The sequence below is a fragment of the Phenylobacterium sp. genome (assembly GCF_022402485.1).
Lineage (GTDB): Bacteria > Pseudomonadota > Alphaproteobacteria > Caulobacterales > Caulobacteraceae > Phenylobacterium.
Window position 1 is genome coordinate 137021 of record NZ_JAKRSA010000010.1, and the last position, 25462, is coordinate 162482.

Annotated in this window: 23 protein-coding genes; 2 read left to right on the forward strand and 21 right to left on the reverse strand. The window is 67.1% G+C overall.

What is annotated here, in order from left to right; translation table 11 throughout:
• Nucleotides 1-23: 23 nt before the first annotated feature.
• Complete coding sequence (locus MH112_RS03140; RefSeq protein WP_296563679.1) at nucleotides 24-560, reverse strand: hypothetical protein; 537 nt, start codon at nucleotides 558-560, stop codon at nucleotides 24-26.
• Nucleotides 561-794: 234 nt separating this feature from the next.
• Here MH112_RS03140 and MH112_RS03145 point away from each other — a divergent pair, with 234 nt between their 5' ends.
• Nucleotides 795-2840, forward strand: a complete 2046-nt coding sequence (locus MH112_RS03145) for an NAD(+) synthase (protein WP_296563682.1) — start codon at nucleotides 795-797, stop codon at nucleotides 2838-2840.
• A 124-nt stretch (nucleotides 2841-2964) separates the two neighbouring features.
• Here the strand turns inward: MH112_RS03145 and infB are convergent, their stop codons facing one another.
• The 4 genes from infB to rimP all read right to left on the reverse strand — a co-directional run bounded on the left by infB (nucleotide 2965) and on the right by rimP (nucleotide 9055).
• Complete coding sequence (infB, locus tag MH112_RS03150; RefSeq protein ID WP_296563687.1) at nucleotides 2965-5961, reverse strand: translation initiation factor IF-2; 2997 nt, start codon at nucleotides 5959-5961, stop codon at nucleotides 2965-2967.
• 93 nt (nucleotides 5962-6054) lie between these two features.
• Nucleotides 6055-6666, reverse strand: coding sequence for an RNA-binding protein (locus MH112_RS03155; RefSeq protein WP_296563963.1), 612 nt, complete (start codon nucleotides 6664-6666; stop codon nucleotides 6055-6057).
• Nucleotides 6667-6750: 84 nt separating this feature from the next.
• Nucleotides 6751-8502, reverse strand: a complete 1752-nt coding sequence (gene nusA / locus MH112_RS03160) for a transcription termination factor NusA (protein ID WP_296563690.1) — start codon at nucleotides 8500-8502, stop codon at nucleotides 6751-6753.
• Between the two features lie 4 nt (nucleotides 8503-8506).
• Nucleotides 8507-9055: a ribosome maturation factor RimP gene (rimP, locus tag MH112_RS03165; protein WP_296563693.1), complete on the reverse strand. Its 549-nt coding sequence runs from the start codon at nucleotides 9053-9055 to the stop codon at nucleotides 8507-8509.
• Between the two features lie 313 nt (nucleotides 9056-9368).
• On the opposite strand from rimP, the gene ppa reads away from it, so the two are divergent.
• Nucleotides 9369-9902 (forward strand): inorganic diphosphatase, encoded by a 534-nt coding sequence (ppa, locus tag MH112_RS03170; protein ID WP_296563697.1) that lies wholly within the window; start codon nucleotides 9369-9371, stop codon nucleotides 9900-9902.
• Nucleotides 9903-9989: 87 nt separating this feature from the next.
• On the opposite strand, the gene trmB is transcribed toward ppa, so the two are convergent.
• From trmB to MH112_RS03250, 16 genes are all read right to left on the reverse strand, one after another.
• On the reverse strand, nucleotides 9990-10667 hold the full coding sequence (trmB, locus tag MH112_RS03175) for a tRNA (guanosine(46)-N7)-methyltransferase TrmB (protein WP_296563700.1): 678 nt from the start codon (nucleotides 10665-10667) through the stop codon (nucleotides 9990-9992).
• Nucleotides 10668-10771: 104 nt separating this feature from the next.
• A complete protein-coding gene (gene metK / locus MH112_RS03180) occupies nucleotides 10772-11992 on the reverse strand; it encodes a methionine adenosyltransferase (protein WP_296563704.1) in 1221 nt (406 codons plus the stop codon).
• 99 nt (nucleotides 11993-12091) lie between these two features.
• A complete protein-coding gene (locus tag MH112_RS03185) occupies nucleotides 12092-12544 on the reverse strand; it encodes a helix-turn-helix transcriptional regulator (protein WP_296563708.1) in 453 nt (150 codons plus the stop codon).
• 79 nt (nucleotides 12545-12623) lie between these two features.
• Complete coding sequence (gene lnt, locus MH112_RS03190) at nucleotides 12624-14237, reverse strand: apolipoprotein N-acyltransferase (RefSeq protein WP_296563712.1); 1614 nt, start codon at nucleotides 14235-14237, stop codon at nucleotides 12624-12626.
• A 6-nt stretch (nucleotides 14238-14243) separates the two neighbouring features.
• A complete protein-coding gene (locus MH112_RS03195; protein ID WP_296563714.1) occupies nucleotides 14244-15002 on the reverse strand; it encodes a hemolysin family protein in 759 nt (252 codons plus the stop codon).
• A gap of 133 nt (nucleotides 15003-15135) precedes the next feature.
• On the reverse strand, nucleotides 15136-15621 hold the full coding sequence (gene ybeY / locus MH112_RS03200; RefSeq protein ID WP_296563717.1) for an rRNA maturation RNase YbeY: 486 nt from the start codon (nucleotides 15619-15621) through the stop codon (nucleotides 15136-15138).
• Nucleotides 15618-16574, reverse strand: coding sequence for a PhoH family protein (locus tag MH112_RS03205; RefSeq protein ID WP_296563721.1), 957 nt, complete (start codon nucleotides 16572-16574; stop codon nucleotides 15618-15620). The genes ybeY and MH112_RS03205 overlap by 4 nt, the downstream gene beginning before the upstream one ends.
• Nucleotides 16571-17944, reverse strand: coding sequence for a tRNA (N6-isopentenyl adenosine(37)-C2)-methylthiotransferase MiaB (gene miaB / locus MH112_RS03210; protein WP_296563724.1), 1374 nt, complete (start codon nucleotides 17942-17944; stop codon nucleotides 16571-16573). The genes MH112_RS03205 and miaB overlap by 4 nt, the downstream gene beginning before the upstream one ends.
• A 116-nt stretch (nucleotides 17945-18060) precedes the next feature.
• A complete protein-coding gene (locus tag MH112_RS03215; protein WP_296563726.1) occupies nucleotides 18061-18468 on the reverse strand; it encodes a Fur family transcriptional regulator in 408 nt (135 codons plus the stop codon).
• Nucleotides 18469-18504: 36 nt separating this feature from the next.
• Nucleotides 18505-18966, reverse strand: a complete 462-nt coding sequence (locus MH112_RS03220; RefSeq protein WP_296563731.1) for a GNAT family N-acetyltransferase — start codon at nucleotides 18964-18966, stop codon at nucleotides 18505-18507.
• Nucleotides 18963-19634, reverse strand: a complete 672-nt coding sequence (gene tsaB, locus MH112_RS03225; RefSeq protein ID WP_296563965.1) for a tRNA (adenosine(37)-N6)-threonylcarbamoyltransferase complex dimerization subunit type 1 TsaB — start codon at nucleotides 19632-19634, stop codon at nucleotides 18963-18965. Before tsaB ends, MH112_RS03220 begins: the two co-directional genes overlap by 4 nt.
• Nucleotides 19635-19674: 40 nt before the next feature.
• Nucleotides 19675-20247 (reverse strand): NifU family protein, encoded by a 573-nt coding sequence (locus tag MH112_RS03230; RefSeq protein WP_296563734.1) that lies wholly within the window; start codon nucleotides 20245-20247, stop codon nucleotides 19675-19677.
• Between the two features lie 124 nt (nucleotides 20248-20371).
• Nucleotides 20372-20845: a universal stress protein gene (locus tag MH112_RS03235; RefSeq protein WP_296563737.1), complete on the reverse strand. Its 474-nt coding sequence runs from the start codon at nucleotides 20843-20845 to the stop codon at nucleotides 20372-20374.
• A gap of 55 nt (nucleotides 20846-20900) precedes the next feature.
• Nucleotides 20901-21935, reverse strand: a complete 1035-nt coding sequence (gene trpS / locus MH112_RS03240; protein ID WP_296563739.1) for a tryptophan--tRNA ligase — start codon at nucleotides 21933-21935, stop codon at nucleotides 20901-20903.
• Between the two features lie 194 nt (nucleotides 21936-22129).
• A complete protein-coding gene (murJ, locus tag MH112_RS03245) occupies nucleotides 22130-23722 on the reverse strand; it encodes a murein biosynthesis integral membrane protein MurJ (RefSeq protein WP_296563742.1) in 1593 nt (530 codons plus the stop codon).
• Nucleotides 23723-23823: 101 nt separating this feature from the next.
• Complete coding sequence (locus MH112_RS03250; RefSeq protein ID WP_296563745.1) at nucleotides 23824-25458, reverse strand: peptide ABC transporter substrate-binding protein; 1635 nt, start codon at nucleotides 25456-25458, stop codon at nucleotides 23824-23826.
• Between the last annotated feature and the right edge of the window lie 4 nt (nucleotides 25459-25462).

A 25462-nucleotide genomic window follows, 5' to 3' on the forward strand; every position in this document is an offset into this window, starting at 1 on the left:
ACCCCGCCCGAGCCGGTGTGCGGTCAGGCCTTGCCCTCGTCCTCCTGCTGAACCCAGCGGGGGTCCTGGGGCGGGAGCATGGCCTCACCGCCCCGGCGCAGGCCCTGCAGCAGGATCCGCATGTGGCCGTAATTGGCCCGCACCAGGGCCTGGACTTCGGGCCCGCGCAGGATTTCGGCGGGGATGACCACGCCCTTCCCGCCGACCTTCTGGCAGAAGCCCATCTTCTCGAGCCGGCCGGTATGACGGCGGGCCGTCTCATAGGGCAGGCCAAGGAACTGCGAGACCCCGAGAACGCTGACGGGACGACGCAGATCATCTGGAAACACCCCGTCGACCGCCATGGCGTTAAACTGGGCTGGACGGTTCAGGTGCTGCACTGAGCCCTGGGCGATGGTCAGGAAGACCAGGCCGGTGAGCAGGTTCCCGTCAAACAGGTCCCCCAGAGAGGCCGCCATCTGGATAAAGTAATCGGTGCCCAGGCGCATGGCATAGCGCTGCAGAGCAATCTCGTGCAGGTCGCTGGCCGCTGTGCTGACGGGAAAGCTGCTTTGATCCAAGTCCGTATCCCCCCCCGATCTCTGGGGCCGAACAGAGTTCGGCGAATAAAGTGCGACAGTGGGTATGGCACCGCAGGGTTCCGAGTACGAGCCCAAGGATTACTATCTTGGGTATCTTGGACGCAAACTGGGCCGGCTTGGACCTGACTGAACCGGCCATTTGCCCGCCTCGCGCCAAAGCGGCATTTGTGGCAAGCAGGCTGGAACGCGCGGTCTGAGGTTTTGGGGAGCGGCATGACGCATCGGTTTTATTCCAGTCAGGCCCAGGGCTTCGTGCGTTGTGCGGTGGCCACACCACGGGTGGCGGTGGGGGATCCAGCGGCCAATGCCCAGGCGATCCTCGATCTGGCCCGACAGGGACATGACCAGGGCGCGGACTTGATCGTCTTCCCAGAGCTCTGCGTGTCGGCCTATGCCATTGATGATCTCCATCTTCAGGACGCCCTGCTGGATGCCGTCGAGGTGGCCGTGGCGCAGATCTGCGTCGCCAGTCGCGAGCTGAGCCCGGTGCTGGCCATCGGGGCCCCCGTGCGCCGCAACGGTCGACTCTATAACTGTGCCGTGGCCATTTCCCGCGGTCAGATCCTGGGGGTCGTGCCGAAGTCTTTCCTGCCCAACTATCGGGAATATTACGAGAAACGCTGGTTTGCGGCCGGGTCTGGCCTGACGGACCTGGAGGTGACCCTGGCTGGCCAGGTGGTGCCGTTCGGGGTCGATCTGTTGTTTGCGGCGGAGGACCTGGCCGACTTCGTCTTTCACCTGGAGATCTGTGAGGACTTCTGGGCGCCGACGCCGCCCTCAACCCGAGGTGCCCTGGCCGGGGCCCTGATCATGGCCAATCTGTCGGCGTCCAATGTGGTGGTGGGCAAGGCCCGCGACCGGGCCATGCTGTGCGCGTCACAGTCGGTGCGGTGTCAGGGGGCCTATCTCTATGCGGCGGCCGGGCCTGGAGAGAGCACCACTGATCTGGCCTGGGACGGTCAGGGCGACATCTATGAGCTCGGCACGCTCCTGGCTCAGAGCGTGCGTTTTCCCACCCAGGGCAGCCTGACCCTGGCCGATGTGGATGTAGAGCGCCTTCGCCTGGAGCGGATGCGCACGCCAACCTTCAACGACGCCGCCGTGGGCGAGGGGCATCCGGAGTATGATTTCCGCCGCATCGGTTTTGCCCATCGGCCCGACTTTGCCGACCGGGGCCTGATGCGCCGCCTCGACCGGTTCCCCTTTGTGCCCGATGATCCAGACCGCCTGGACCAGGACTGTTACGAGGCTTTCAACATCCAGGTGGAGGGCCTGGCCCAGCGGCTACGCTCCAGCCGCACGGAAAAGATCGTCATCGGTGTCTCTGGCGGGCTGGACTCGACCCACGCCCTGATTGTGGCGGCCAAGGCCTGTGACCTGCTGGGTCTGCCCCGGGGCAATATCCTGGCCTTTACCCTGCCGGGTTTTGCCACCTCTGATTCCACCAAGGCCAATGCCTGGGCCCTAATGCGGGCCATCGGCACCACGGCTGAGGAGATCGATATCACCCCGGCCGCCCGTCAGATGCTGGGGGACCTCGGCCATCCGTTTGCCGATGGGGAGCCGCTCTATGACGTGACGTTCGAAAACGTGCAGGCCGGGCTGCGCACCGACTATCTGTTCCGGGCCGCCAATCAGCGGGGGGGTCTGGTGCTGGGCACCGGCGACCTGTCGGAGCTGGCCCTCGGCTGGTGCACCTACGGCGTCGGTGACCAGATGAGCCACTACAACGTCAATGGCTCGGTAGCGAAAACCCTGATCCAGCACCTGATCCGTTGGGTGGCGGCGAACGGCCAGTTCGAGGCAGACACCAACCAGGTCCTGCTCTCGGTCCTGGACACTGAAATCTCGCCGGAGCTGGTGCCGGCTGACGCCAAGGGGGCCATCCAGTCCACCCAGGCCATAGTCGGCCCCTATGGGCTGCAGGATTTCCACCTCTACTACATCACCCGCTACGGGTTGCGGCCTTCGAAGGTCGCCTTCCTCGCCTGGCACGCCTGGCGCGATAGCGCCTCGGGGGCCTGGCCGCCGCATTTCCCGGACGACGCCCGGAACGCCTATGACCTGGCCACGGTCGCCCGGTGGCTCGAGGTGTTTCTGCAGCGGTTCTTCGGTTTCAGCCAGTTCAAGCGCTCGGCCATGCCCAATGGACCCAAGGTGGTCTCCGGCGGCAATCTTTCCCCCCGCGGGGACTGGCGGGCGCCCTCCGACGGTTCGGCTCGGGTGTGGCTCGACGAACTGAAGGCCAAGCTGCCTTAGCAGCCACAGGGCGTGCTCCGGTTCAGACCGGTCTTGGGCAAACACTGAAGAGGGCCGGAACGCTGCTGGCGTTCCGGCCCTCCTGTCGTTTGAGGCTCACCCGCACGCGGCAGGTTTTGAGGGCCTAGAGGTAGCGCTTGACCTCTTCCAGGTTGAAGCACTCGATGGTGTCGCCAACCTTGATGTCCTGGAAGCCCTGGAAGGCCATGCCGCATTCCTGGCCGTTGGGAACTTCGTTGACCTCGTCCTTGAAGCGCTTGAGCGTCTGCAGGACGCCGAGCTCCAGCACCACCACGTCGGCGCGGATGATCCGGACCCGGGCACCCTTGCGGACCACCCCTTCGGTGACGCGGCAACCGGCGACGCGGCCGACCTTGGTGATGTCGAAGGCCTGGAGGACCTCGGCATTGCCCAGGAAGGTTTCCCGCTGGATCGGCGACAGCATGCCCGACAGCACGCCTTTGATGTCGTCGATCAGGTCATAGATGATCGAGTAGTAGCGGATCTCCACGCCTTCGCGCTCGGCGAGATCGCGGGCCTGCTTCGAGGCACGGACGTTGAAGCCGAGGATGGGAGACCCCGCCCCCTTGGCCAGCATCACATCGCTCTCGCTGATGGCACCGGCTCCCGAGAGGATCAACCGGGCGCGCACTTCGTCGGTGGAAATCTTGTCCAAGGCACCGACAATCGCCTCAGCTGAACCCTGCACATCGGCCTTCACGATGACCGGCAGCTCGGAGACCTTCTTGTCAGCGAGCTTGGCCATCATGTCAGCCAGGGATGCGCCAGCCACCGGCGAACCGGACTTCTCGCGCTTCATCCGCTGACGATATTCGGTGATCTCCCGGGCGCGGGCTTCGTTCTCAACCACGGCGAGGGGTTCGCCAGGATCGGGGGTGCCGTCGAGACCGAGCACCTCCACCGGTGTGGAGGGGCCGGCGCTGTCGAGCTGTTCATCGCGCTCGTTGAACAGGGCGCGGACCCGACCCCAATTGGAGCCGGCCACGACAATGTCGCCGCGCTTGAGGCTGCCGCGCTTGACCAGGACGGTGGAGACCGCGCCGCGCCCACGATCGAGCTTGGCCTCGATGACCACGCCCTCGGCGGTGCGGTCAGGATCGGCCCGCAGGTCCATGACTTCGGACTGCACCAGGATGGCCTCGAGGAGGTCGTCCAGGCCGAGCTTTTCCAGGGCAGACACCTCAACCACCTGGGTTACACCGCCCAGGCGTTCGACAACGATCTCGTGCTGCAGCAGTTCGTTGATCACCCGGGTGGGATCGGCGTCAGGCTTGTCGATCTTGTTGATGGCCACGATGATCGGAGCCCCAGACGCCTTGGCGTGCTGGATGGCCTCCACCGTCTGGGGCATGACGCCGTCATCGGCGGCGACCACCAGGATCACGATGTCGGTGACATTGGCACCCCGGGCCCGCATGGCCGAGAAGGCGGCATGGCCAGGGGTGTCCAGGAAGGTCACGCGCTGACCATCTTCCAGTCGCACCTGATAGGCGCCGATGTGCTGGGTGATGCCGCCGTGCTCGCCTGAGGCCACGTCGGCTGAGCGCAGGGCGTCCAGCAGTGAGGTCTTGCCGTGGTCGACGTGGCCCATGACCGCCACCACCGGCGAGCGCAGGGGCGCGTCGGTTTCATCGGTGTCAGCAGACAGGAAGCCCGTCTCGACGTCGGATTCCGAGACGCGCTTGACGGTATGGCCAAACTCGGTGGCCACCAGTTCGGCGGTGTCGGAGTCGATGACGTCGTTGATCTTCATCATCACGCCCTGACGCATCAGGAACTTGATGACCTCGACCCCGCGGGTGGTCATGCGGTTGGCCAGCTCGCCCACCGTGATCACGTCGGGAATGACCACTTCGCGGGCCACGCGGGCCGCTTCCTGGCCGCCACCCTTGCGCTTTTCACGCTCACGCTCCCGGGCCCGGCGAACCGAGGCCAGGGACCGCATGCGCTCAACAGCACCTTCATCGCCGGCAGCCAGGGCCTGGATGGTCAGGCGGCCTTCGCGGCGCTGGGGCGCGCCCTTGCCGCGACTGATGGCCTTGCCGGGGGCTGCGGGCTTGCCGCGACGGTCGTCCTCTTCCTCGGGGCGACGATCAAGATTGGGCGCGCCAGGACGGGGTGCCTGACGGGCGGCGCGCTGAACCTCAGGGGTCGCAGGCGGTGCGCCGGGTGCCACGGGACGACCCGCCCCACGGGGACCGTCGCGCGACGGCGCAGGCCGAGGCGTCAGGGCCGAATAACGAACCGTATCGCCGCCGGCAGGTGCCGGGCGCTCGCCCCGGGGGGTCGAGCGGTCTTCCCGAGGCCGGTCGGCAGGCGGCGCTTCGGCGCGGGCACCTTCCCGCTCAGGGCGCGGCGCGCGCTGGCTGAAGCTGGTGGCGTCGAACCGCGGCCGGGGGGGGCGATAGGTGGTGGTGCTGGCCCGATCGTCTCGCCGCTCGGGCGAGGGGGTGTAGGACCGGGTCTGGCCGCCGCCGGTGGCGGCCCCGCGGGGGGCTCCATCGGTCCGGGGGGCCTGGGCGGCCGGCCGGGGACGGGACTCCGCCGCAGGGGCGGACGGTGCCGCTGCCACCGGTGTGGCCGGAGGGGCAGGCTCAGCCTGGGCCACGGGGGCCGGGGCCGGCTTGACCTCAGGCGCGGGTGCCTCGGCCGGCTTGGCCGGTTCGCTGGCGGCCTGTGCGGCCTGCGCGGCCTTGGCCTGGGCGGCCTCAGCCGCCTTCGCCGCCGCGTCGCGCTCGGCGCGCTCGCGGTCTTCCCGGGCCTTGGCCTGGGCGGCAGCGACAGCCTGCTCGCGGGCGCGATCAATGGCCGCCTGACGCGCACGAACCTCTTCGGCCGACAGGCCGGACGCGTCGCTTGAAGCGCGCGATGGAGGACGGGAGTCTGACCCCCGCCGCTCAGAGGAGGAGGGACCCGCAAGATTGCTCGGGGCTGGCACATGCGTGCGCGGGCGCTTGGTCTCCACGACCACTGTCTTGGAGCGGCCATGGCTGAAGCTCTGCTTCACCGTCCCTGCGCTGACCGAACCCGCGCCGCGGGGTTTCAAGGTCAGGGGCGGGCGTCCGCCAGGGGTTCGGCCGTTGTCGTTGTCGTCGCTCATGCGCTCGCTTTACTTGCCGACCGGAAGACCCGGCCGTTTTCTAATCGTCCAAACAGATACGACGCGCGGAACCGCTTGGTTCCGCCCGTCTCGTCACGGCTCCTCGCGCCAACTCTCTGGAAGGAGCGGGCGAAACCCCGCCAGACGCTGGACTTCCAACGCCCAACGATCGGCGGTACGCCCCGCAAGGAAGGCGGTGTGTATCACATTCTCCAGGCCCAAGGCCAAACCCAATTCCGCCGAGGTGAACAGGCCAAGTTGCCCAACGGGCCTTGGCGCCCGTCTGAGGGCGGCGAAAATCTTCCGCCGTCCGTCCGGGGCTCCGTCCGCAGCCTCGATCAGCCAGGCGGCCTGACCCGAGCTCAGGGCCGCCGAGACCTTCTCGAACCCGTTGATCAGCACCCCGCTGCGCCGGGCCAACCCCAGGCCATCCAGCACCCTGCGCCGCAGGAGCGCTTCGACCTGGTCGGCCAGGAGAGCGGGTGCCTTGGCCTGGGTCTTGGCGGATCGGGCAAACAGGTTCTTCCGCGCCGCCGTCTCCACCGAGCCCCGGTCAGCGGCCACCCAGACCCCGCGACCGGGCAGCTTTCGGCCCAGATCCGGCGTCACCGTCCCGTCAGGGGCGATCACAAAGCGGATCAGCTGGGCTTCCTCGCGGACCTCGCCTGAGACCACGTCCCGGCGGGCTCTGGCGGCCTGGGCCAAGGTGGCCGGCCCGACCCGCGACGAGACGTCGGATCCCGCAGGCTCCGGGTCTGGCGTATTCGGTTCGGGCTCGGACACCGGGACCTAGGTCTCGTCTTCCTTGTCCGCCGCCACGGCTTCCGCCGCAACCTCGGCTTCGACCTCAACGTCCTGGGCGGCGGTCGGCGCGTTGGACGCGCCAGCGCGACCAAACACCATCTCCTCTTCGGTCAGCTCAGGCTCGACCTCATCGAGATCGGGCTCAGGCTCAGGCGGCGCCTCGATCCAGCCCATGGCCACCCGGGCGCGGACAATCAGCGCCTCGGCATCCGCGGGCTCCAGGCTGAAGCTCTCCAGGATACCGCTTTCGCGGACCCGCTCGCCGTTGCGGCTTTCGTACCAGCCGCGCAGGTCGTCGGGAGTCAGGTCGGCCAGATCCTCAACGGTCTTTACGCCACCCTCGCCCAGGGCGACCGCGATCGGCAGGGTGACGCCGGTGATGGCCAAGACACCGTCCTCGACCCCCAGGCCCTTGCGCTTGGCATCGTATTCTGCGGCTTCCCGGTCCAGGAAGTCCCGGGCACGCGCCTGGATTTCCTCAGCGGTGTCCTCATCGAAGCCCTCGATGGAGGCCACTTCGCTGGTGTCCACATAGGCCACGTCTTCAACGGTGGCGAAGCCCTCGGTGACCAGCAGCTGAGCAATCACCTCGTCCACGTCCAGGGCTTCCTGGAACAGGGCGGTGCGCTCGGCGAACTCGCGCTGGCGGCGCTCGCTCTCCTGGCTTTCGGTCATGATGTCGATCTGCCAGCCGGTCAGCTGGCTGGCCAGGCGTACGTTCTGGCCGCGGCGGCCAATGGCCAGGGACAGCTGCTCGTCGGGCACCACCACCTCGACGCGCTCGTCCTCTTCGTCCAGCACCACCTTGGACACCTCGGCCGGGGCCAGGGCGTTGACGATGAAGGTGGGCTCGTCGGGGCTCCACTGGATGATGTCGATTTTCTCGCCCTGCAGTTCAGCAACCACAGCCTGGACCCGGCTGCCGCGCATACCGACACAGGCACCGACAGGGTCGATGGAGCTGTCATTGGAGACCACGGCCATCTTGGCGCGGCTGCCGGGATCGCGGGCCACGGCGCGGATCTCGATCACCCCGTCATAGACCTCGGGCACTTCCTGGGCGAAGAGCTTGGCCATGAAGCCGCCATGGGCGCGGCTGAGCAGGATCTGCGGACCCTTGGCCTCCCGGCGGACGTCATAGATGTAGCAGCGGACCCGGTCGCCGATATTGAAATTCTCCCGGGGAATCGACTGATCCCGGCGCATGATGCCTTCGCCACGGCCCAGATCGACGACCACATTGCCGTACTCGACCCGCTTGACCGCGCCGCTGATGATCTCGCCGACCCGGTCCTTGAACTCTTCGTACTGGCGCTCGCGCTCGGCCTCGCGGACCTTACCGGTGACCACCTGGCGGGCCATCTGGGTCTGCACGCGGCCAAATTCGAAGGGCGGCAGGATTTCCTCAAAGACCTGACCCACATGGGCCTTGGGGTCGCTGCGCAGGGCCTCGGCCAGTCGCATCACCCCAGGCGGCGCAGCTTCACCGGCCTCTTCGTCCCAGGCGGCGTCATCGGCGACCACGGTCACCACCCGCTTGATCAGCGTCTCGCCGGTCTTGGGGTCGATATTGACCCGGATGTCGTGCTCAGCGCCGTAACGGGCCCGCGCGCCCTTCTGGATCGCCTCCTCGATCGCCTCGATGACGATCTCCTTGTCGATCGATTTCTCGCGGGCCACCGCCTCGGCGATCTGCAGAAGCTCCAGCCGGTTAGCGGAGATGCCGGTCAGGCTCATGGGTTCAATCCTCTTGGTGGGATGCAGGGTCGTCGGAGGCCAGGCGCTGGGCGCGCTGTTCGGCTCCGCGTTTCAACAGTTCGTCGCTGAGCACCAGCTTGGCCTCGGCGATCCAGTCAAAGGGCACGAGCACAGTCTCGTCCTCGCCCTCCAGGTCCAGGCAGACCTGGCCTTCGTCAGTTCCGGCCAGGACGCCCCGAAAGCGCCTTCGGCCTTCGGCCATGCGGTCCAGTTCCAGCCGGGCCTCATAGCCTTCATAGGCGTCAAAGTCCTTCAGCCGGGTCAGGGGCCGGTCGACCCCTGGGGAAGAGACTTCCAGCACATACTCCCCGGTGATGGGATCGGCGGCGTCCATGATCTCTGAAATCGACCGCGACAGCACGGCACAGTCTTCGACATTCATAACCCCATCGGGGGTCTCGGCCATGATCTGCAGCCGCCGCTGCTCAGAGCCACCCATCAGGCGCAGGCGCACGATCTCGTAGCCGCTCGCCTCGGCCACGGGGTCGAGCAGCTCCAAGAGTCTCAGGTCATCTGCGGTCTTGCCGCGCATCACTCCAGCCGTCCTCAGGCAAAGAAAAAAGCGGCTGGGCCGAAGCCCGCCGCTCGAAAGCGCTATCCAGCGCTAACGGACGATGTTGGATGAATTATAGGCCCCCGAAAGCGGCTTGTCATCCTCCCAGTGACCACAGCCCGAAGGGGATTGCGCTCGCGCACGCTCAGGGCGAGCCAGTTTTGCGCCTAAACCCCGCGCAGGCCGGGGAAGCGGGGCGCTGGCTGGCCGCTAAACCCGTTCCCCCGGCGGGGTTTTGGCCCTATGGAGGCGCCTCTCCTCCCCGAGACAGATCACAAGAGTCGTTTTCAATATGGACCTTTCCAAGATCGCCATTGGCGTAAATCCGCCCTACGACGTTAACGCCGTCATCGAGATCCCCCAGGGCGGCGAGCCTGTGAAGTACGAGCTCGACAAGGAGTCCGGCGCGATTTTCGTCGACCGGTTTCTGCACACCGCCATGTTCTATCCCGGCAATTACGGCTTCATTCCCCACACCCTGTCGGAGGATGGCGACCCGATGGATGTGATGGTGGTGGGGCCGACCCCAGTGGTTCCGGGTGCCATCATCCGTTGCCGGCCAGTGGGCACCCTGATGATGGTCGATGAAGCCGGTGCCGACGAAAAGGTCCTGGCCGTGCCCGTTGACCAGCTGCACCCCTTCTATACCGGCGTCGAATCCTGGCGCGGTCTGCCCACCATCCTGACCGAGCAGATCGCCCACTTCTTCAAGCACTATAAGGACCTGGAAAAGGGCAAGAGCGTCGACATCGTCCGCTGGGCTGACCCCGATGAAACCGCCGCCCTGATCCGGGCCGGCATCGAACGGGCCAAGAACGCCAAATAGGCCGCGGCACCCAAAGCCTGTTTCAGGCCTTGGACCAGGACAACAGGGGCGGTCGGTTCGCTGGCCGCCCTTTTCTGCGTCCTGGCTTCAGAGCCTTACGAAGTCGAGGAACACCGGGGCGCAGTCCCCCAGGCGCTTCTCCTCATAGCGGGTGGTGATGTGGTCGGCCGGCGGAGCCTGCCAGTCGGCGGCTCGTTCTGCGGGCCATGCAAAGTGGGGACTGGCCAGGAAACGCTCCAGGGTCCAGTCGGCATAGTCGGCCCAGTCGGTGGCGAACCGCAGGCACCCCCCCGGCACCAGGAGGCGGGCGAGGTCCTCAATCAGGTCGGTCTGGACCAGACGGCGCTTGTTATGCCGGGCCTTGGGCCAGGGGTCGGGAAACAGGATGAACACCCGGTCCAGGCAAGCGTCCGGCATCCGTCCCATGAGGTCGCGGACATCTCCGTCGTGCAGGCGGACATTGCCAAGGCCCAGCTCATCAATGTGGCGCAGGGCGCTGGCCACCCCGTTCTGAAAGGGCTCAGCCCCCAGGATCAGGGTCTCCGGCGTCCGGGCGGCCTGGGCAGCCATGTGCTCTCCGCCGCCAAAGCCAATTTCCAGCCAAATGGCCTGAGCCCCAGGCTGCAAGCTGCGGGGATCAAAGGCGCCTGAGGGGCAACGGATCTGGGGCAGCAGGCTGTCCATCAGGGCGGCCTGGCGCGGCTTGATCGGGCGCGACTTGATGCGCCCGAAGGAGCGCATCGGGGGGTGGGGATCAGTGGTCATGTTGTGAAAGCCATAGACCGGCGCGCGGCCCCTGTCGCGGGGCCGGCGCACCGGTCCAAGTGCGCGCTCAGACGATGAGGTCTAAGCGCATCATGCCCCGAGGCTCAGGCCAGGCTCTTCAGCTGGTCCACGAGGTCGGTCTTCTCCCAGGAGAAGCCGCCGTCCTTGTCGGGGGCGCGGCCGAAGTGGCCATAGGCCGCCGTGCGGGCATAGATCGGGCGGTTCAGGCCCAGATGCTCACGGATGGCCCGGGGTGTGGCGCCGCCGATCAGTTGCGGCAGCACGGCCTCCAGCTTGGCGGGGTCCACCGTGTCAGACCCGTGCAGGTCCACATAGAACGACAGGGGCTGAGCCACGCCGATGGCGTAGCTGATCTGAATGGTGCAGCGCCGGGCCAGACTCGCGGCCACCACATTCTTGGCCAGGTAGCGGCAGGCATAGGCGGCTGAGCGGTCCACCTTGGTGGGGTCCTTGCCTGAGAAGGCACCGCCGCCATGGGGGGCGGCACCGCCATAGGTGTCGACGATGATCTTGCGACCGGTGAGACCCGCATCCCCGTCGGGGCCGCCAATCTCGAACTTGCCGGTGGGATTGACCAGCCACTGGGTCTTACGGGTGATCAGGCCATCGGCGATCACGCCCTCAACATAGGGACGGATCGCTTCCTGGATCCGCTTGGGGCTCGCCGACAGGTCCCCGATCTTCTTCTTGTGCTGGGTGGAGACGACGATCTTCAGCACTTCCACCGGCTGGCCGTCCTCATAGCGCAGGGTGACCTGGCTCTTGGCGTCCGGCTCCAGCACGGGGCATTCACCCGAGTGGCGCACCTCAGCCAGACGGCGAAGGATATTGTGGGAATATTGCAGGGTCGCCGGCATCAGCTCGGGCGTCTCGTCGCAGGCATAGCCGAACATGATGCCCTGATCGCCGGCGCCCTCGTCCTTCTTGTCGCTGGCGTCGACGCCCTGGGCGATGTGCTCGGACTGAGGGTGCAGATAGCAGGCGAACTTGGCTTTCTCCCAATGAAAGCCCTTCTGCTCATAGCCGATGTCCTTGACCGCTTGGCGGACCTTGGGCTCCAGGCTGGCAACGATCTCCTTGGTCAGGGCCTTGTTCTCGGCCTTCGACGCACCGGGACGGCCCGCGCGGACCTCGCCGGCCAGGACAATACGATTGGTGGTCACCAGGGTTTCGCAGGCCACGCGGGCCTGGGGTTCGGCGGCGATGAAGGCGTCAACGACCGTGTCGGAAATCCGGTCGGCGACCTTGTCAGGGTGACCTTCGGAGACGCTTTCGCTGGTGAAGATATAGGAGGAACGGCTCAAAATCGGGGCTCCAGTCAGGCGTCAGCGGCCGCGCTCGTGGCGGGCCGGGAACTCTGCGGGCATCCTATAAAGAAATCTTTATATCCGGCAAGCGGCCTGTCAGTCTTCTTCCAGGACCATCGGCTCCGGGTCGGAAAGATCAGCGTCCTCGGCCATGGTCCGCACCAGGTCCAGCAGTCGTCGACGGACTCTGGGCCGGCGCACCTGCGGAAACAGGGTGGCCAGCTCCATGCCCTCAGGCGTCAGTAGAAAGTCGTGGATGATGTCGCGCCCATCCTCGTGGTCGCCGCCGCTCATCAGGCCGGGGTCGCCAAGGCCTTCGTAGAAATAGCCGACCGAGGTTTTCAGGGCCCGGGCCATCTCCCAGAGCTTGGAGGCGCTGACCCTATTGGCAGCGCGCTCATACTTCTGGATCTGCTGGAAGGTCAGGCCGATGGCGTCGGCGAGGCGCTCCTGGCTGATCCCGAGCTCCTTGCGGCGCATGCGGATTCGCAGGCCCACATGCCGGTCAATGGGGTTGGGGGCGCGGTCCTGGTCGGGGTCCTTGGTCATGGCGATCCCTCTTCCGAACTTGGTCCCCAATCCCTTGGCAGACGCTATGCGCCAAACCGATGTGGCCGTGAGGCTGTGCTTAGCGTCGCGGCAGCCGCGAGAGCCCCACCATGGCCGCTGAAAGGAGCAGCATGATGGCGAAGGGCGCGTTGCCAAGCCGGGCAAACAGTGTGGGGCCGTCCGGGGGCGGCAGGGGCGCATCGATCACCCCCCGCCGACCCTGGCTCATCCACGCCCCCGCCTGCAGCCGGCCCCGGGAGTCGATCACCCCGGACACGCCGGTGGGCGTGGAGCGCACCATGGGCACGCCCTCCTCAATGGCCCGGTAGCTGGCCAGATTCAGGTGTTGCCAGGGGCCGCTGGTGGCGCCGAACCAGGCGTCATTGGAGACATTCAGGATCCATTCCGCGCGCACGCCGGCCCGACCTCCGGCCTGGGCCGTAAAGCGGGGGAACAGGGCCTCATAGCAGATCAGGGGCTGAACCGGCGGCAGGCCCGACAGGACCAGCGGCTGCGGCGGCGGCCCCGGGGTGAAGTCGGCGGGCATATTGACGAGGCTGCGAAGACCCAGGCGGGTCATGAGGTCGCCCAGGGGGAGATATTCTCCAAAGGGAACCAGCCGGTGCTTATCGTAGATCCCCAGGACCTCCAGCCCCGCAGGTTGCGCCCCTTGGGGCTCGGTGGGTTGGAACGCCACCAGGGTATTGAAATACTCGAATGCGCCATCTTCGCCTAAGCCGGCTCGATTGGCGCCCAGCATGAGCACCTGGCCCGGAGCCAGGGCGGCGATCAGCCTGGCGGGATAGGGCTCCCCTGGGGCCAGCAGGTCATCGAGAATGGCGGGTAGCGCACCCTCAGGCCAGATGATGACGTCAGGCTGGCGCGAGGCCGGCTGGGCGCTCAGGGTCAGATAGTCATCGAAGATCAGGTCAAGATTTTCCGGTCGCCACTTGGACTTCTGGTCTACGTCAGCCTGGACGATGCGGATCAAGGGCGCGGCCTCATTGGCCGCGGGCGCCGTGGCGAGGCGCCAGGCACCGCCGCCATAGAGCGCGGCCAGTACGGCCACCGCGGCTCCCCCCACCGCCAGAGCCTGTCGGCGCGCCAGGCCCGGCAGGACCCCCGGCGTCGCCGCAATCACCAGGGTGATCCAGGTGAGCCCATAGGCCCCCACCAAGGCGGCAGTCTGTGAGGGTGCCCCGCCGGCCCGCCAGGCTTCGCCGGGCAGGTTCCAGGGAAAGCCCGTGAACACATGGCCTCTGATCCACTCAGCCAGGGCCAGGGCGCCGGCGAACACCAGCACGCGAGCCGGCCCTTGGGGTCGCGCCAGGCGATAGAGCCAGAGTCCTGCCCCCCAGAATAACGCCAGGCCCCCCGCCAGAAGGATCAGGGCGAAGGGCGCCATCCAGCCGTGGGCTGCGGCGTCCACCAGGAAGGCCTCGGTCACCCACCAGACACTGAGCGCGAAGTAACCCAAGCCCGCCAGCCAGCCCCGGAAGAAGGCCGAGGCCAGGGGGCGATCTGGCCCGGCCTGATCCCCCAGGCGCAGGAGCAGGGCAAAACCCAGAAGGCCAAACAACACCCCGAAGGGAGGATGGGCCAAGGCTGCGGCCAGCCCTGCCCCTAGCGCCAGGAGCCCCCGTCCGATGGGGTGAGACTCCGTGCGCTGGTAGAGGTCGATCAGGGGGGACAACGGGTCTTAGCCGTTGTCGGCTGACTGGGTCGCCGCCGTGGCGACGGAAGCGGCGGGGGTCGGTCGCAGGCGAACCCGCTTCACCCGCCGGGGATCGGCGTCCATGACCTGAAGCTCAAAGCCCGCAGGGTGGGCGATCAACTCGCCGCGTTGTGGCACGCGTCCCGCCAGGGCGGTCACCAGGCCTGCAACGGTATCAATCTCCTCCTCCAGATCCGGGGGGGCGAGGGGCTGGCCCACGGCCGCCTCGAGCTCTTCCAGGGGGGTTCGGGCGTCAGCTTCGAACACCCCGCCGGGCCGGGCAAGGATGGACCTCGCCTGGGCCACGTCATGCTCGTCATCAATGTCGCCGACGACCGCCTCAATCAGGTCTTCCAGGGTCACCAGGCCGTCGGTGCCACCGAACTCGTCGATCACCAGAGCCATGTGGGTGCGGGCGGCTTGCATCTGCAGCAGCAGATCGGCGGCGCGCATGGAGGCTGGCACATAGAGCGCGTCCCGGCGGACCCGGTGGAGAAAGGCTTCGTCGGCCTTTGGACCGGAGCCATTGGCTGAGAGCAGGCGGAAGACGTCCTTGACGTGCACCACGCCCACCGGGTCATCCAGGGTCTCGCGGAAGATGGGCATTCGAGAATGCTCGGCGTCGATGAAGCGGTCGACCACCTCGCCAAAGGGCGCTGTGAGTTCGACGCCGACAATGTCGGCCCGAGGCGTCATCACGTCGTCAACCCGCAGGGACTGAAAGGCGACGGCCTGTCGCACCATGCGGTTGTCCGGATCGACAGAGTCGACCCTCGGGTCTGTGGTGCCGCCTGGGCGGCCAAACCGTTTGAAAATGGCCCGAAAGCCGCCGCCCTGTCGGGGGGGGTCGGGTTCGGGCGGACTTCGATCTTCCGAGCTAGTCATGGTCTCCCTGTTCGGCCGCATAAGGATCAGGAACCCCCAGTCCGGCGAGAATTCGCCGTTCCAGGCCCTCCATGTCGGCGGCCTCGTCCTCGTTCATATGGTCATAGCCTACTAGATGCAGGACGCCATGCGCCACTAGGTGCTGCAAATGATCGGCCAGAGACTTGTTCTGCTGCTCAGCTTCCCGTGCGCAAACCCCGTAGGCCAGCGCCAGATCCCCAAGAAAACCCTCAGGATTCTGTGAGGCCGGGAAGGACAGGACATTGGTGGGCCCGGCTTTTCGGCGATACTCGCTGTTCAGATCGGCCACGGCCTCGTCGTCTGTCAACAGCACCGCCACCAGGCCTGTGTCGTCGTGGAGGGTCGCGGGTCGGGCCTTGGCCCCGTCCAGGGCGGCCAGGGCGGCGGCCCTGACCAGAATGATGGCGTCCGGCAGGGCCTCAGCCCAGGCGTCATCTTCAATTTCGATATCGATCAATCGGGACGCCCCGACGACTTGGCGGCGTCGGCCTCGTAGGCCCGCACGATCCGCTCCACCAGGGGATGACGCACCACATCCTCGGCGGCGAACCGGGCCACACCCACCCCTTCTACCCCGTCCAGCAGCTTGACCGCATGAGCCAGACCGGAGTCGCGGATATTGACCAGGTCGACCTGGCTGGGATCGCCGGTGACGGCCATCCGCGCCCCTTCCCCGAGGCGGGTCAGGACCATCTTCATCTGCAGCCGCGTGGCGTTCTGGGCTTCGTCCACGATGACAAAGGCATGGGACAGGGTGCGGCCGCGCATGAAGGCGATGGGGGCAAGCTCGATCTCGCCCTTCTCCCGGCGCCGGCGGAACTGATCCACCCCCATGATATCGGTGAGCGCTTCCCAGACCGGTGCCATGTAGGGGTCAACCTTTTCGGACAGGTCGCCGGGCAGGAAGCCCAGGCGCTCGCCGGCCTCGACGGCCGGACGGCTGACGATCAGCCGATCCACCTCGCCGCGCAGCAGCAGGCCCGCCCCATGGGCGACGGCCAGGAAGGTCTTGCCGGTTCCCGCCGGACCAAGACCGAAAACCAGGGGATGGTCGGCAAGGGCCTTGAGATAGCGGGCCTGGGCCGGGGTCTTGGGGGCGACCTGGCCCCGCCGGCCCACAGGCAGACCACCCGGCGCTGCGCCAGAGCCAATGCGGGCTTGACCGATGGCCACCCGAACATCGGCCTCATTGACCTCAAGTCCCTGGTCGGCGCGGCTGGCCAGGGACTGGATGGCGCGCTTGGCCATCCCCCTTGCGCGGGCATCGCCGCTCAGCTGAACGCCACCGCCTGGTGTTTCCACCAGAACGCCAAAGGCGTCCTCGATCAGGGCGGCGTGTCGGCTACTGGCTCCGCTGACGGCGCGGGCTGCGGCGTCAGTGAGGACGATGAATTCCGGTGCGCGGCTCAAATGGGCTCCAGGGCGGGCGCGGTTTGCGGCGTTTGCGCCAGAACGCCCGAAAGGCTGTTTTTGCTCGCGCCCTCGATACGCACCAGGGCGATCTGGCCGATCAGGGCGGGGTCTGCGGCGGCGTGCACCCCTTGCAGATAAGGGCTGCGGCCCACCAGCTGGCCATCATTACGGCCCGGGCGCTCGAACAGCACCGGCAGGGTGGCCCCAATCTGGGCGGTGTTGAAGGCGACCTGCTGGGCGTCCAGCAAGCCCTGCAGCCGCGCCAGCCGCTCAGCCATGACCGGCTCGGGAACCTGCCCAGGCAGGGCTGAGGCGGGCGTGCCGGGGCGGCGGGAGTATTTGAACGAAAACGCGCTGGCGTGGCCCATTTCCCGGACCAAGGCCATGGTGGCCTCGAAATCGGCGTCCCGCTCGCCGGGGAAGCCGACGATATAGTCCGAGGAGATGGCGATGTCGGGCCGGGCCGCGCGGATCTTGTCGATCAGCTTCAGATAGGCCTCCACCGTATGGCCCCGGTTCATGGCCTTGAGGATGCGGTCGGAGCCCGACTGCACCGGCAGGTGCAGGAAGGGCATCAGGGCCTCCAGCTCCCCATGGGCGGCGATCAGATCGTCATCCATGTCCCGGGGGTGGCTGGTGGTGTAGCGGATGCGGTCCAGACCCGGGATCTTCGCCAGCGCCCGGGCCAGGGCCGCCAGCCCGCCGCCGGCCTCGGGGTCCCGATAGGCGTTGACGTTCTGGCCCAGCAGGGTGACTTCGCGCACCCCCTGACGGGCCAGGCTCTCGGCCTCGGCCAGGATGGTGGCAGCGGGACGCGACCATTCCGCGCCGCGGGTATAAGGCACCACACAGAAGGTGCAGAACTTGTCACAGCCCTCCTGTACGGTGAGGAAGGCGGTGACGCCGGTTGGGTTTCGCTCGACGGGCAGGGCGTCGAACTTGTCTTCGGCGGCAAAGTCGGCGGCCAGACGCTCCCCCCGGGCGCGGTGGGTACGGGCGATCAGCTCGGGCAGCTGATGATAGGCCTGGGGGCCAACCACCAGGTCCACGGCCGGCTGGCGGCGCATGATCTCTTCGCCCTCGGCCTGGGCGACACAGCCGGCCACGGCGATGGTCATGGACTGACCCTCAGCCTGGCGGGCCTGCTTCATCAGCTTGATCTGACCCAGCTCCGAATAGACCTTTTCGGTGGCCTTCTCGCGGATATGGCAGGTGTTCAGCACCACCAGATCGGCCCCCTCGGGGCTATCGGTCATGCCATAGCCCAGGGGCGCCAGCACGTCGGCCATGCGCTCGCTGTCATAGACATTCATCTGACAGCCATAGGTCTTGATGAAGAGGCGCTTTTCCGGCGCGGGTCTGGACATTCTGGCCTTATGCGGTCCCAGGGCGAGGGGTTCAAGCGGTTCGCTCAAGGGGTGACCCTCTTTGGCATCTGGGCGGCGGCGCGCCGATCAGCAAATTCGCCCCGCCGCCGGTCACCCTAGTCGTCCAGGGGCATGCCGTAGAGCTCAAGCCGGTGATCCACCAGCCGGTAGCCAAGCTTACGGGCGATGGCCTCCTGCAGGGCCTCGATCTCCGGGTCGACGAACTCCACCACCTTGCCGGTCTTCATATCGATCAGATGATCATGGTGATCATCGGTGGCCTCTTCATAGCGCGATCGGCCGTCCCGGAAGTCGTGCCGGGCAATGATTCCGGATTCTTCGAACAGACGCACGGTCCGGTAGACCGTGGCGATGGAGATGTGCGGGTCAACCTGGTGGGCCCGGCGGTAGAGTTCTTCCACATCGGGATGGTCTGTGGCGGCCGAGAGCACCCGGGCGATCACCCGGCGCTGTTCGGTCATGCGCATCCCTTTTTCGATGCAGAGATTTTCGATCCGATCCACGCCGGTCCTCCTCGTCGCTGAACCTAAAGAATAGGCCTAAGGGCGCTCGCTGTTAAGATCGAGCCTCATCAACAAGGCGTCGATCTGTCGGCCGCCGCGATCATAATAGTTCCGTCGGCGGCCCACACGCACAAAGCCGCAGGCCCCATAGAGGGCGATAGCGGCGGGATTGTCCTCGCCCACCTCCAGCACCAGGGCCTGGGCACCGCCTTGGCGGGCGAGCCCGGCCGCAGCGACGACCAGGGCGGCCCCGATCCCCCGGCGTCGGGCGCTGGGTGCCACGGCCAGGGTCAGGATCTCTGCCTCTTCGAACAGCACCCGCGCCATGATCATGCCGAGGGGCGCGGTGTCCTGCGCCAGCACGGCATAGGCCCCGGCGCCCCCGATCAGGGCGGAGATGTCCTGGGCGCTCCAGGCCTTGTCGAAGGCCTGGCTGTGTAATTCCGCCAGGACGGGCGCGGCCTCAGGCCCGGCTGGGGCCAGGTGCGGTCTGCTCAAAGGACCCCCTCGGTGGCCATGTCCGGGCCCGGGGCCCCGCCGGGCAGGCGAGCGTCGGGGGCCCGCAGATATAGCGGCCGGGGGATAGAGGGGCTTGTCTGTGCGGCGGCCAGCCGGGCGACGGCGGCTGGATCGCAGGCCGGCGCGCCGATCAGACGGGCGCCGGGCATCAGCTCGGCCAAAAGGGCCGCGCCACTGCCCGCCAGCACGGCCTGGCGTCCGGCTGACAACTCGGCGATCCGGGCTGCTGCAGTGTCCACGTCCAGGGCGTCAGGGGCCATCAGCGACCGACCCTGGGCAAAGGCCTGCAGATAAACCTGGCCCCGCCTGGCGTCGATGACAGCAAACACCAGGTCCTCGGACAGGGGCTCAGCCAGGGCCGCCAGGGTTCCGACGCCCACCACCGGCACGGTCAGCGCCGCGCCCAGTCCCTTGGCGAAGGCCAGGCCGACCCGCAGGCCGGTAAAGGAGCCCGGACCAATGGTGACCCCCACCCGGTCCAGGTCTGAAAAGTCGAGGCCGGCCTGCGCCATGACGCCCTTGACCAGGGGGGCAATCGCCTCCTGGTGGCCTCGCCCCATGAGGTGGCTGGCGGTGGCGCAGACCTGCCCGGCCTTCAGCACGGCGGCTGAGCAGGCGTCCAGGCAGGTGTCGAGGCCGAGGATGATCATGGGCGCCGCCTAACAGGCCGCCGGTGTCACGGGAAGCCTAGAGCGTCTGCTCCACCCGGGTGACCTCGGGCACATAATGCTTGAGCATGTTCTCCACCCCGGACTTGAGCGTCGCCGTGGAGGAGGGACAGCCGGCGCAGGCGCCCTTCATGTGCAGCCAGACCACGCCGGTGTCGGCCTCAAAGCGGGAGAAGACAATGTCGCCGCCGTCCTGGGCCACGGCGGGTCGGATGCGGGTGTCCAGCAGCTCCTTGATCTCAATAACGATCTGGGCGACCTCGCCCTCATAGACCTCTTCGACGTCGCCGTTCTGCGCGGCGGCGTCGCCGGTGAACAGAGGCCGGCCGGAGGTGAAGTGGTCCATGATGGCCGCCAGGATTGGCGCCTTCAGGTGCGGCCAGGCCGAATGGGCGTCCTTGCCCACCGTGACAAAGTCAGGGCCAAAGAACACCCGTTGGACGCCTTCGATGTCGAACAGATCTTCGGCCAGGGGCGAGCCCTGGGCCGCCTCCATGTCACGAAAGTCATGGCTGCCCTCGCCGGCCACTTCGCGGCCAGGCAGGAACTTCAGAACCTCGGGGTTCGGCGTGGTTTCGGTCTGAATAAACATGCTTCTGATGTGGCCTCTGCGGGGCCGCGACGCAAGACCCCTGGCGCAGCTCAGGTATGGCAGGGGTGCGTCTGCCCGCATCCTGAGGTGCGAGTGACACCGAGCCTCGAAGGACGCAATGCGGTCAGGCCAGGTCGGCGATCTCTTCGTCGGTCAGTTCGCCAGGCACGACCGTGACCGGCAGGTTCCGCCCGCCCCAGCGGATGCCCTCCTTGGCGATGGAGGACACCAGGGGGCCGGGCCCCCGGCCATGGGGGGCCGCCCCCAGGACCAGGATCTTGATGTCAGGATCATCAGCAATGACGGTGCGCAGGGCCTGGCGGGCGCTCTCGGCGTTGACGATGATGAATTCCGGCGGTGCCCCGGTCTCGGCAATGACGAACTCGGCCATTTTCTGCAGGAAGGCCTCGGCCTCAGCTCTGGCCTGGCGCTCGATCTCCTCGCGCACCCCCGACCAGTGCTCGAACACCGCCGGCTCGATCACCCGCAGCATGGCCAGGTGCCCGCCGGTGGAGCGGGCCCGCCGGCAGGCGAACCGCAGGGCGGTCTGGAACTCCGGGGTGTCGTCGGCAATGACGAGGAACTTGCGCTGACTCATGGGCCGACGTTGGCCCGGCGGCGGGATTTGGGCAAGGGGGCCCCCCGGCCCACCATCAGGCCCCCCAGAAACCCACCTTGGCCCGCACCTGCGCCAGGGTCGGGGCCGCCGCTGCTCGGGCCCGCTCTGCCCCCTTGGCCAGGACCGCATCAATCTCGCCCGTGTCGGCCATCAGCCGGCGCATCTGCGCCCCGACCGGGCCCAGCTTGGCGACGGCGAGATCGGCGAGTTTGGGCTTGAAGGTGCCAAAACCCTGGCCCGCAAACTCCGCCAGCACCTCGGCTGAGGTGCGGCCCTCCAGGGCGGCATAGATGCCGATCAGGTTCTCCGCCTCAGGTCGGCCCTTCAGTTCGTCCAGGGTTTCGGGCAGGGGCTCAGGGTCGGTCTTGGCCTTGCGGACCTTCTGGGCGATGGCGTCCTCGTCATCCAGAAGGTTCAGCCGCGAATTGTCCGACGGATCGGACTTGGACATCTTCGCGCTCCCGTCCCGCAGGGACATGATCCGCGAGCCGGGCCCCTGCGTCAGGGCGTCAGGCAGGGGGAAGAATCCCTCTGCGTCAAAGTCGTGGTTGAACTTGGCGGCGATATCCCGGGTCAGCTCCAGGTGCTGGCGCTGGTCATCGCCGACGGGGACATGGGTGGCCTTGTAGATCAGGATGTCGGCGGCCTGGAGCACCGGATAGGTATAGAGGCCGACGCTGGACCGCTCCTTGTGCTTGCCCGACTTCTCCTTGAACTGGGTCATCCGGTCGAGCCAGCCCAGACGGGCGACGCAGTTAAAGATCCAGGCCAGTTCCGCATGGGCCGGTACCGCAGACTGCGGGAAGATGGTCGCCTTCTCCGGATCAAGGCCAGCGGCCAGATAGGCTGCGGTAATCTCCCGCACCTGGTTCTTCAGCAGGGCCGGATCCTGCCAGACGGTGATCGCGTGCAGGTCAGCAACGAAGATGAAGGTCTCCATCTCGTGCTGCAGGCGGGCGAATTTTACGAGCGCACCCAGATAGTTGCCCAGATGAAGGGCCCCGGAGGGTTGCACGCCGGAGAGCACACGCTTTGGTCCGCTATAGGCGGGGGGGACTTGATCGGTCATGGGACTTAGGGCTTCGACTTCGAGCGGAATTTTGAAGACACGCGCTTCGCGCGCGCGAGGGCTTGCGCCCCTAGCCAGGGGCGTTCAGGACGCGCGGCACCATCGCCAGGAGTTCCGAGCCGGAAAAGCCATGGTCATGCGATAGTCGGGCGCAGGGCCGGTGGCAAGTCTGGAACGCGCCCCTTGAGAGGGAGCTAGCCTAGATCGGCCGGTTCCACCGGCGCGCCATTGCGGCGGGTCATGGCGGCCTTGAGCTCGGCCCGGGTAACGCCGCCGAACGCCATGACGAGCAGGCCATAAAGCGCTAGGCCGCCGGCCGAAAGCACCACCACCCCGATCTCCTTGGCACCCAACAAGGGCAGGCCAAGGGCGGTGATCCAGGCCTCAAGGACATCGCGGTTAAAGGCCGCGACGGCCAGCACGCCGCCCATGACCAGGCTGGCCAGTGCCACCCGGATAATCTTGGAGACCACCTTCGGCGAGGGCCGGTAATCCCGACGCCGCCACAGGGCGATCAGCATCTGGATCACTGCAATCCAGGCCGCCAGGCTGGTGGCCATGGCAATGCCCGGCACCCCGACCAAGGCGAACAGGATCAGGCCGGCGACGATATTGACCGCCACCGAGATGAGGGCGAACCGCATCGGCGTGCGGGTGTCCTCCCGGGCGAAGAAGGCCGGCTGCAGGATGCGTTGCAGGACAAAGGCCGGCGTGCCCCAGCCATAGTGGAACAACAGGGCCCCAGCCGCAGCGGCGTCGGCATAGACAAAGGCCCCGCGGGTGAACAGGCCATCGATCAGATAGACCGGCATGGCCATCAGGGCCGCAGCCGCTGGCAGGCTCAGGGCCAGACCGAAGATCAGGCCCTGATCCATCACCAGCTTGGCGTCGGCGGCGTCCCCCCGGCGCAGGGACTGGGACAGGCGGGGCAGGAGCGCGATGCCGATGGCCACCCCCACCAGGCTCATGGGCAGCTGATAGAGCCGGTCGGCGACGTTCAGCCAGACCCGGGCACCGGAGACCTGGGAGGCCAGAATCCCGGAGATGAAGATGTTGATCTGGGTGGCGCTGTTGGCGATGGCGGCGGGGATGGCCCGGCGCACCAGGTCGCGCATGTCCGGGGTCAGCCTGGGGCGGACCAGCCGTACCCGAGCCCCGGCCTTGCGGGCGGCCCAGATGACCAGGGCGGCCTGGCCGACGCCGGCCACACCGACCCCCACCGAGGCGGCATAGGCGGCGGTGACGGCGTCTCCTTGCGGCCAGACCACCGCTAGCATGACCACGTTCAAGATGGTCGGATAGAATCCTGAGACGATGAAGCGGCCATGGGCATTGAGAATGCCGGAAAACAGCGCCGCAATGGCCATGCACGGCAGATAGGGCATGGTGATCTGGGTCAGGATCACCGCCAGCCGGAACTTGTCCGGCTCGTCCACATAGCCTGGATTGATGACGTACATCAGCCAGGGCATGGCGGCCTGGGCGGCGAGGGTCAGGGCCACAGTCACCACGGCCAGGCCGGCGGCGGCGTCGGCGGCATATTGGTTGGCGACGGCCTCGCCATCCCCCTCCAGCCGCTTGGCGTAGCCGGGCACGAAGGCGGCGGCGAAGGCGCCCTCGGCGAAGATCCGCCGGAACAGATTGGGAAAGGCCAGCGCCGTATAATAGGCGTCGGCGGCAATGGTCATGCTGGCGCCCAGCTTGGCGGTGACCACCAGGTCGCGGACCAGGCCCATGATTCGGCTGAACAGGGTCAGGGCGGCGAAGATCATCGATGAGCGCAGCATTCCGCCCCGCCGGGGGGCCGGGGGCGCAGGCGGGCTGTTGGCGGGCTCAGTCGAGGTCGGCAGGTTCACCCCCGGGCCTCTGGGGTCTTGTGGCGGCGCGGTCAAGACATCGGATCTCGCCCGTCGCCGTCCACGCACAGCCAGCGGCTGCGGTGGAAGTTGGCGATATTGTCCACCCAGCCGGTGACCTTGGGGTTCACCAGGGCCTTGTTGACCACAAACAGCACCGGGATCAGGGCGTCTTCGGCCAACATCAGGGCCTCGGCCTGGGCGAGGATCGCCGCGCGGGCCTGAAGATCGGGTTCTGCGGCAGCCTGGGCTAGCAGGGCGTCATAGGCGGGATTGGCATAGTCCCCATAGTTCTGGGCCCCGGTCTGAGAGTGCAGCAGCTCCAGGAAGGTCAGGGGATCGTTGTAGTCGGCAAACCAGCTCATGGAGCCGATCTGGAAGTCCCGCATCCGATAGGCGGCAAAGGCGATCTGGCCTTCGTTCTGCACCAGGCGGACGCGGACGCCGATGGCCTGCCAGTCGGCCTGGATGGCCTGGGCCATCAAGGTGGTGTCGGGGGTGTTGCCGGTCTTGATCTCCACCTCGAGGGGGCGGTCGGGGCCAAAGCCGGCTTGGCCCAGGAGGTTCCTGGCCAGGACCTGCCGGTCTTCCAGGCTCAGATCTGCAAAGCTCGTGCGCGGGCCATTGGCCACATAGTTGGCCGTTCCCGGCGGCACGAAGGCATAGGCCGGGACCTGGCCGGCCCGCAGCAGCTTGTCGGTGATGAAGTCCCGATCGACGGCGGCCGAGAGGGCCTTGCGCACCCGGGGATCACGGAAGGCGACCACCTCGCGGGTGTTGAACGACAGGTAGGATGTGGCAAGCGAGATATGGGTCCGGGCATAACCGGGCATGGTCTGGTTGATCTTCGACAGCCGGTTGGACTGGAAGCCGGTATTGACGTCCAGCTCGCCGGCGGCCACCCGCCGTTCGGCGGTCACGGCGTCGGCGGTCGGATAGTAGCGGATGGTGTCGATGCAGACCTTGTCGGCTTCCCAGAAGTGAGGGTTCTTTTCGACCTCGATATATTCCCCCAGCCGCCAGGAGACGAGCTGATAGGGGCCGCTGCTCACATAGTTTCCGGGCTGGACCCACTGGTCGCCCAGGGTCTCGACCACGTGCCGGGGGACGGGAAAAAACGACAGGTGCTTGAGCAGCTCCGGCAGATAGGGGGCGGGGCTCTGCAGGGTCAGTTCCAGGGTCCGGTCACCCAGCGCCCGGGCGCCCAGGGCTTCCGGCGGTGCCTCACCGGCGTTCACCGCCGCGCCGTTCTTCAGCAGGAAGACCAGATAGGCATAGATCGACGCGGTTTCGGGCTTCAGGATCCGGCGGTAGGCGTAGACGAAATCCTCGGCGGTGATCGGCACGCCGTCGGACCATTTGGCGTCGCGCAGATAGAAGGTCCAGGTCAGGCCATCGGCCGAGGTCTCCCACCGTTCGGCCAGGGCCGGGATCGGGGTTCCGTCCGGCGCATCGGTGGTCAGGCCAACATTGAGGTCGCCAATGACCTGGAACTCATCGACCAGATTGCTCTGCTGGGGATCAAGCGTCGCCGGCTCGGTGTTGTTGCCAAACTCCAGGCAGACCTTGCCCTCTGCGCAGGGCGGTCGGCTCGGCCCGTCCTGACAGGCGGTGAGCGCCAGGGCGGCGAGCAGGGGCGCGATCAGGCGCAGGCGGCGCAGGGGCAAGAGC

Excerpts from the sequence above, each read along its gene's own strand:
- MH112_RS03145 (WP_296563682.1), top strand. The coding sequence starts at position 795 with ATGACGCATCGGTTTTATTCCAGTCAGGCCCAGGGCTTCGTGCGTTGT.
- infB (WP_296563687.1), bottom strand. The coding sequence starts at position 5,961 with ATGAGCGACGACAACGACAACGGCCGAACCCCTGGCGGACGCCCGCCC.
- nusA (WP_296563690.1), bottom strand. The coding sequence starts at position 8,502 with ATGAGCCTGACCGGCATCTCCGCTAACCGGCTGGAGCTTCTGCAGATC.
- rimP (WP_296563693.1), bottom strand. The coding sequence starts at position 9,055 with ATGCGCGGCAAGACCGCAGATGACCTGAGACTCTTGGAGCTGCTCGAC.
- ppa (WP_296563697.1), top strand. The coding sequence starts at position 9,369 with ATGGACCTTTCCAAGATCGCCATTGGCGTAAATCCGCCCTACGACGTT.
- trmB (WP_296563700.1), bottom strand. The coding sequence starts at position 10,667 with ATGACCACTGATCCCCACCCCCCGATGCGCTCCTTCGGGCGCATCAAG.
- MH112_RS03185 (WP_296563708.1), bottom strand. The coding sequence starts at position 12,544 with ATGACCAAGGACCCCGACCAGGACCGCGCCCCCAACCCCATTGACCGG.
- MH112_RS03195 (WP_296563714.1), bottom strand. The coding sequence starts at position 15,002 with ATGGTGCGACAGGCCGTCGCCTTTCAGTCCCTGCGGGTTGACGACGTG.
- miaB (WP_296563724.1), bottom strand. The coding sequence starts at position 17,944 with ATGTCCAGACCCGCGCCGGAAAAGCGCCTCTTCATCAAGACCTATGGC.
- MH112_RS03230 (WP_296563734.1), bottom strand. The coding sequence starts at position 20,247 with ATGTTTATTCAGACCGAAACCACGCCGAACCCCGAGGTTCTGAAGTTC.
- MH112_RS03235 (WP_296563737.1), bottom strand. The coding sequence starts at position 20,845 with ATGAGTCAGCGCAAGTTCCTCGTCATTGCCGACGACACCCCGGAGTTC.
- trpS (WP_296563739.1), bottom strand. The coding sequence starts at position 21,935 with ATGACCGATCAAGTCCCCCCCGCCTATAGCGGACCAAAGCGTGTGCTC.
- murJ (WP_296563742.1), bottom strand. The coding sequence starts at position 23,722 with ATGCTGCGCTCATCGATGATCTTCGCCGCCCTGACCCTGTTCAGCCGA.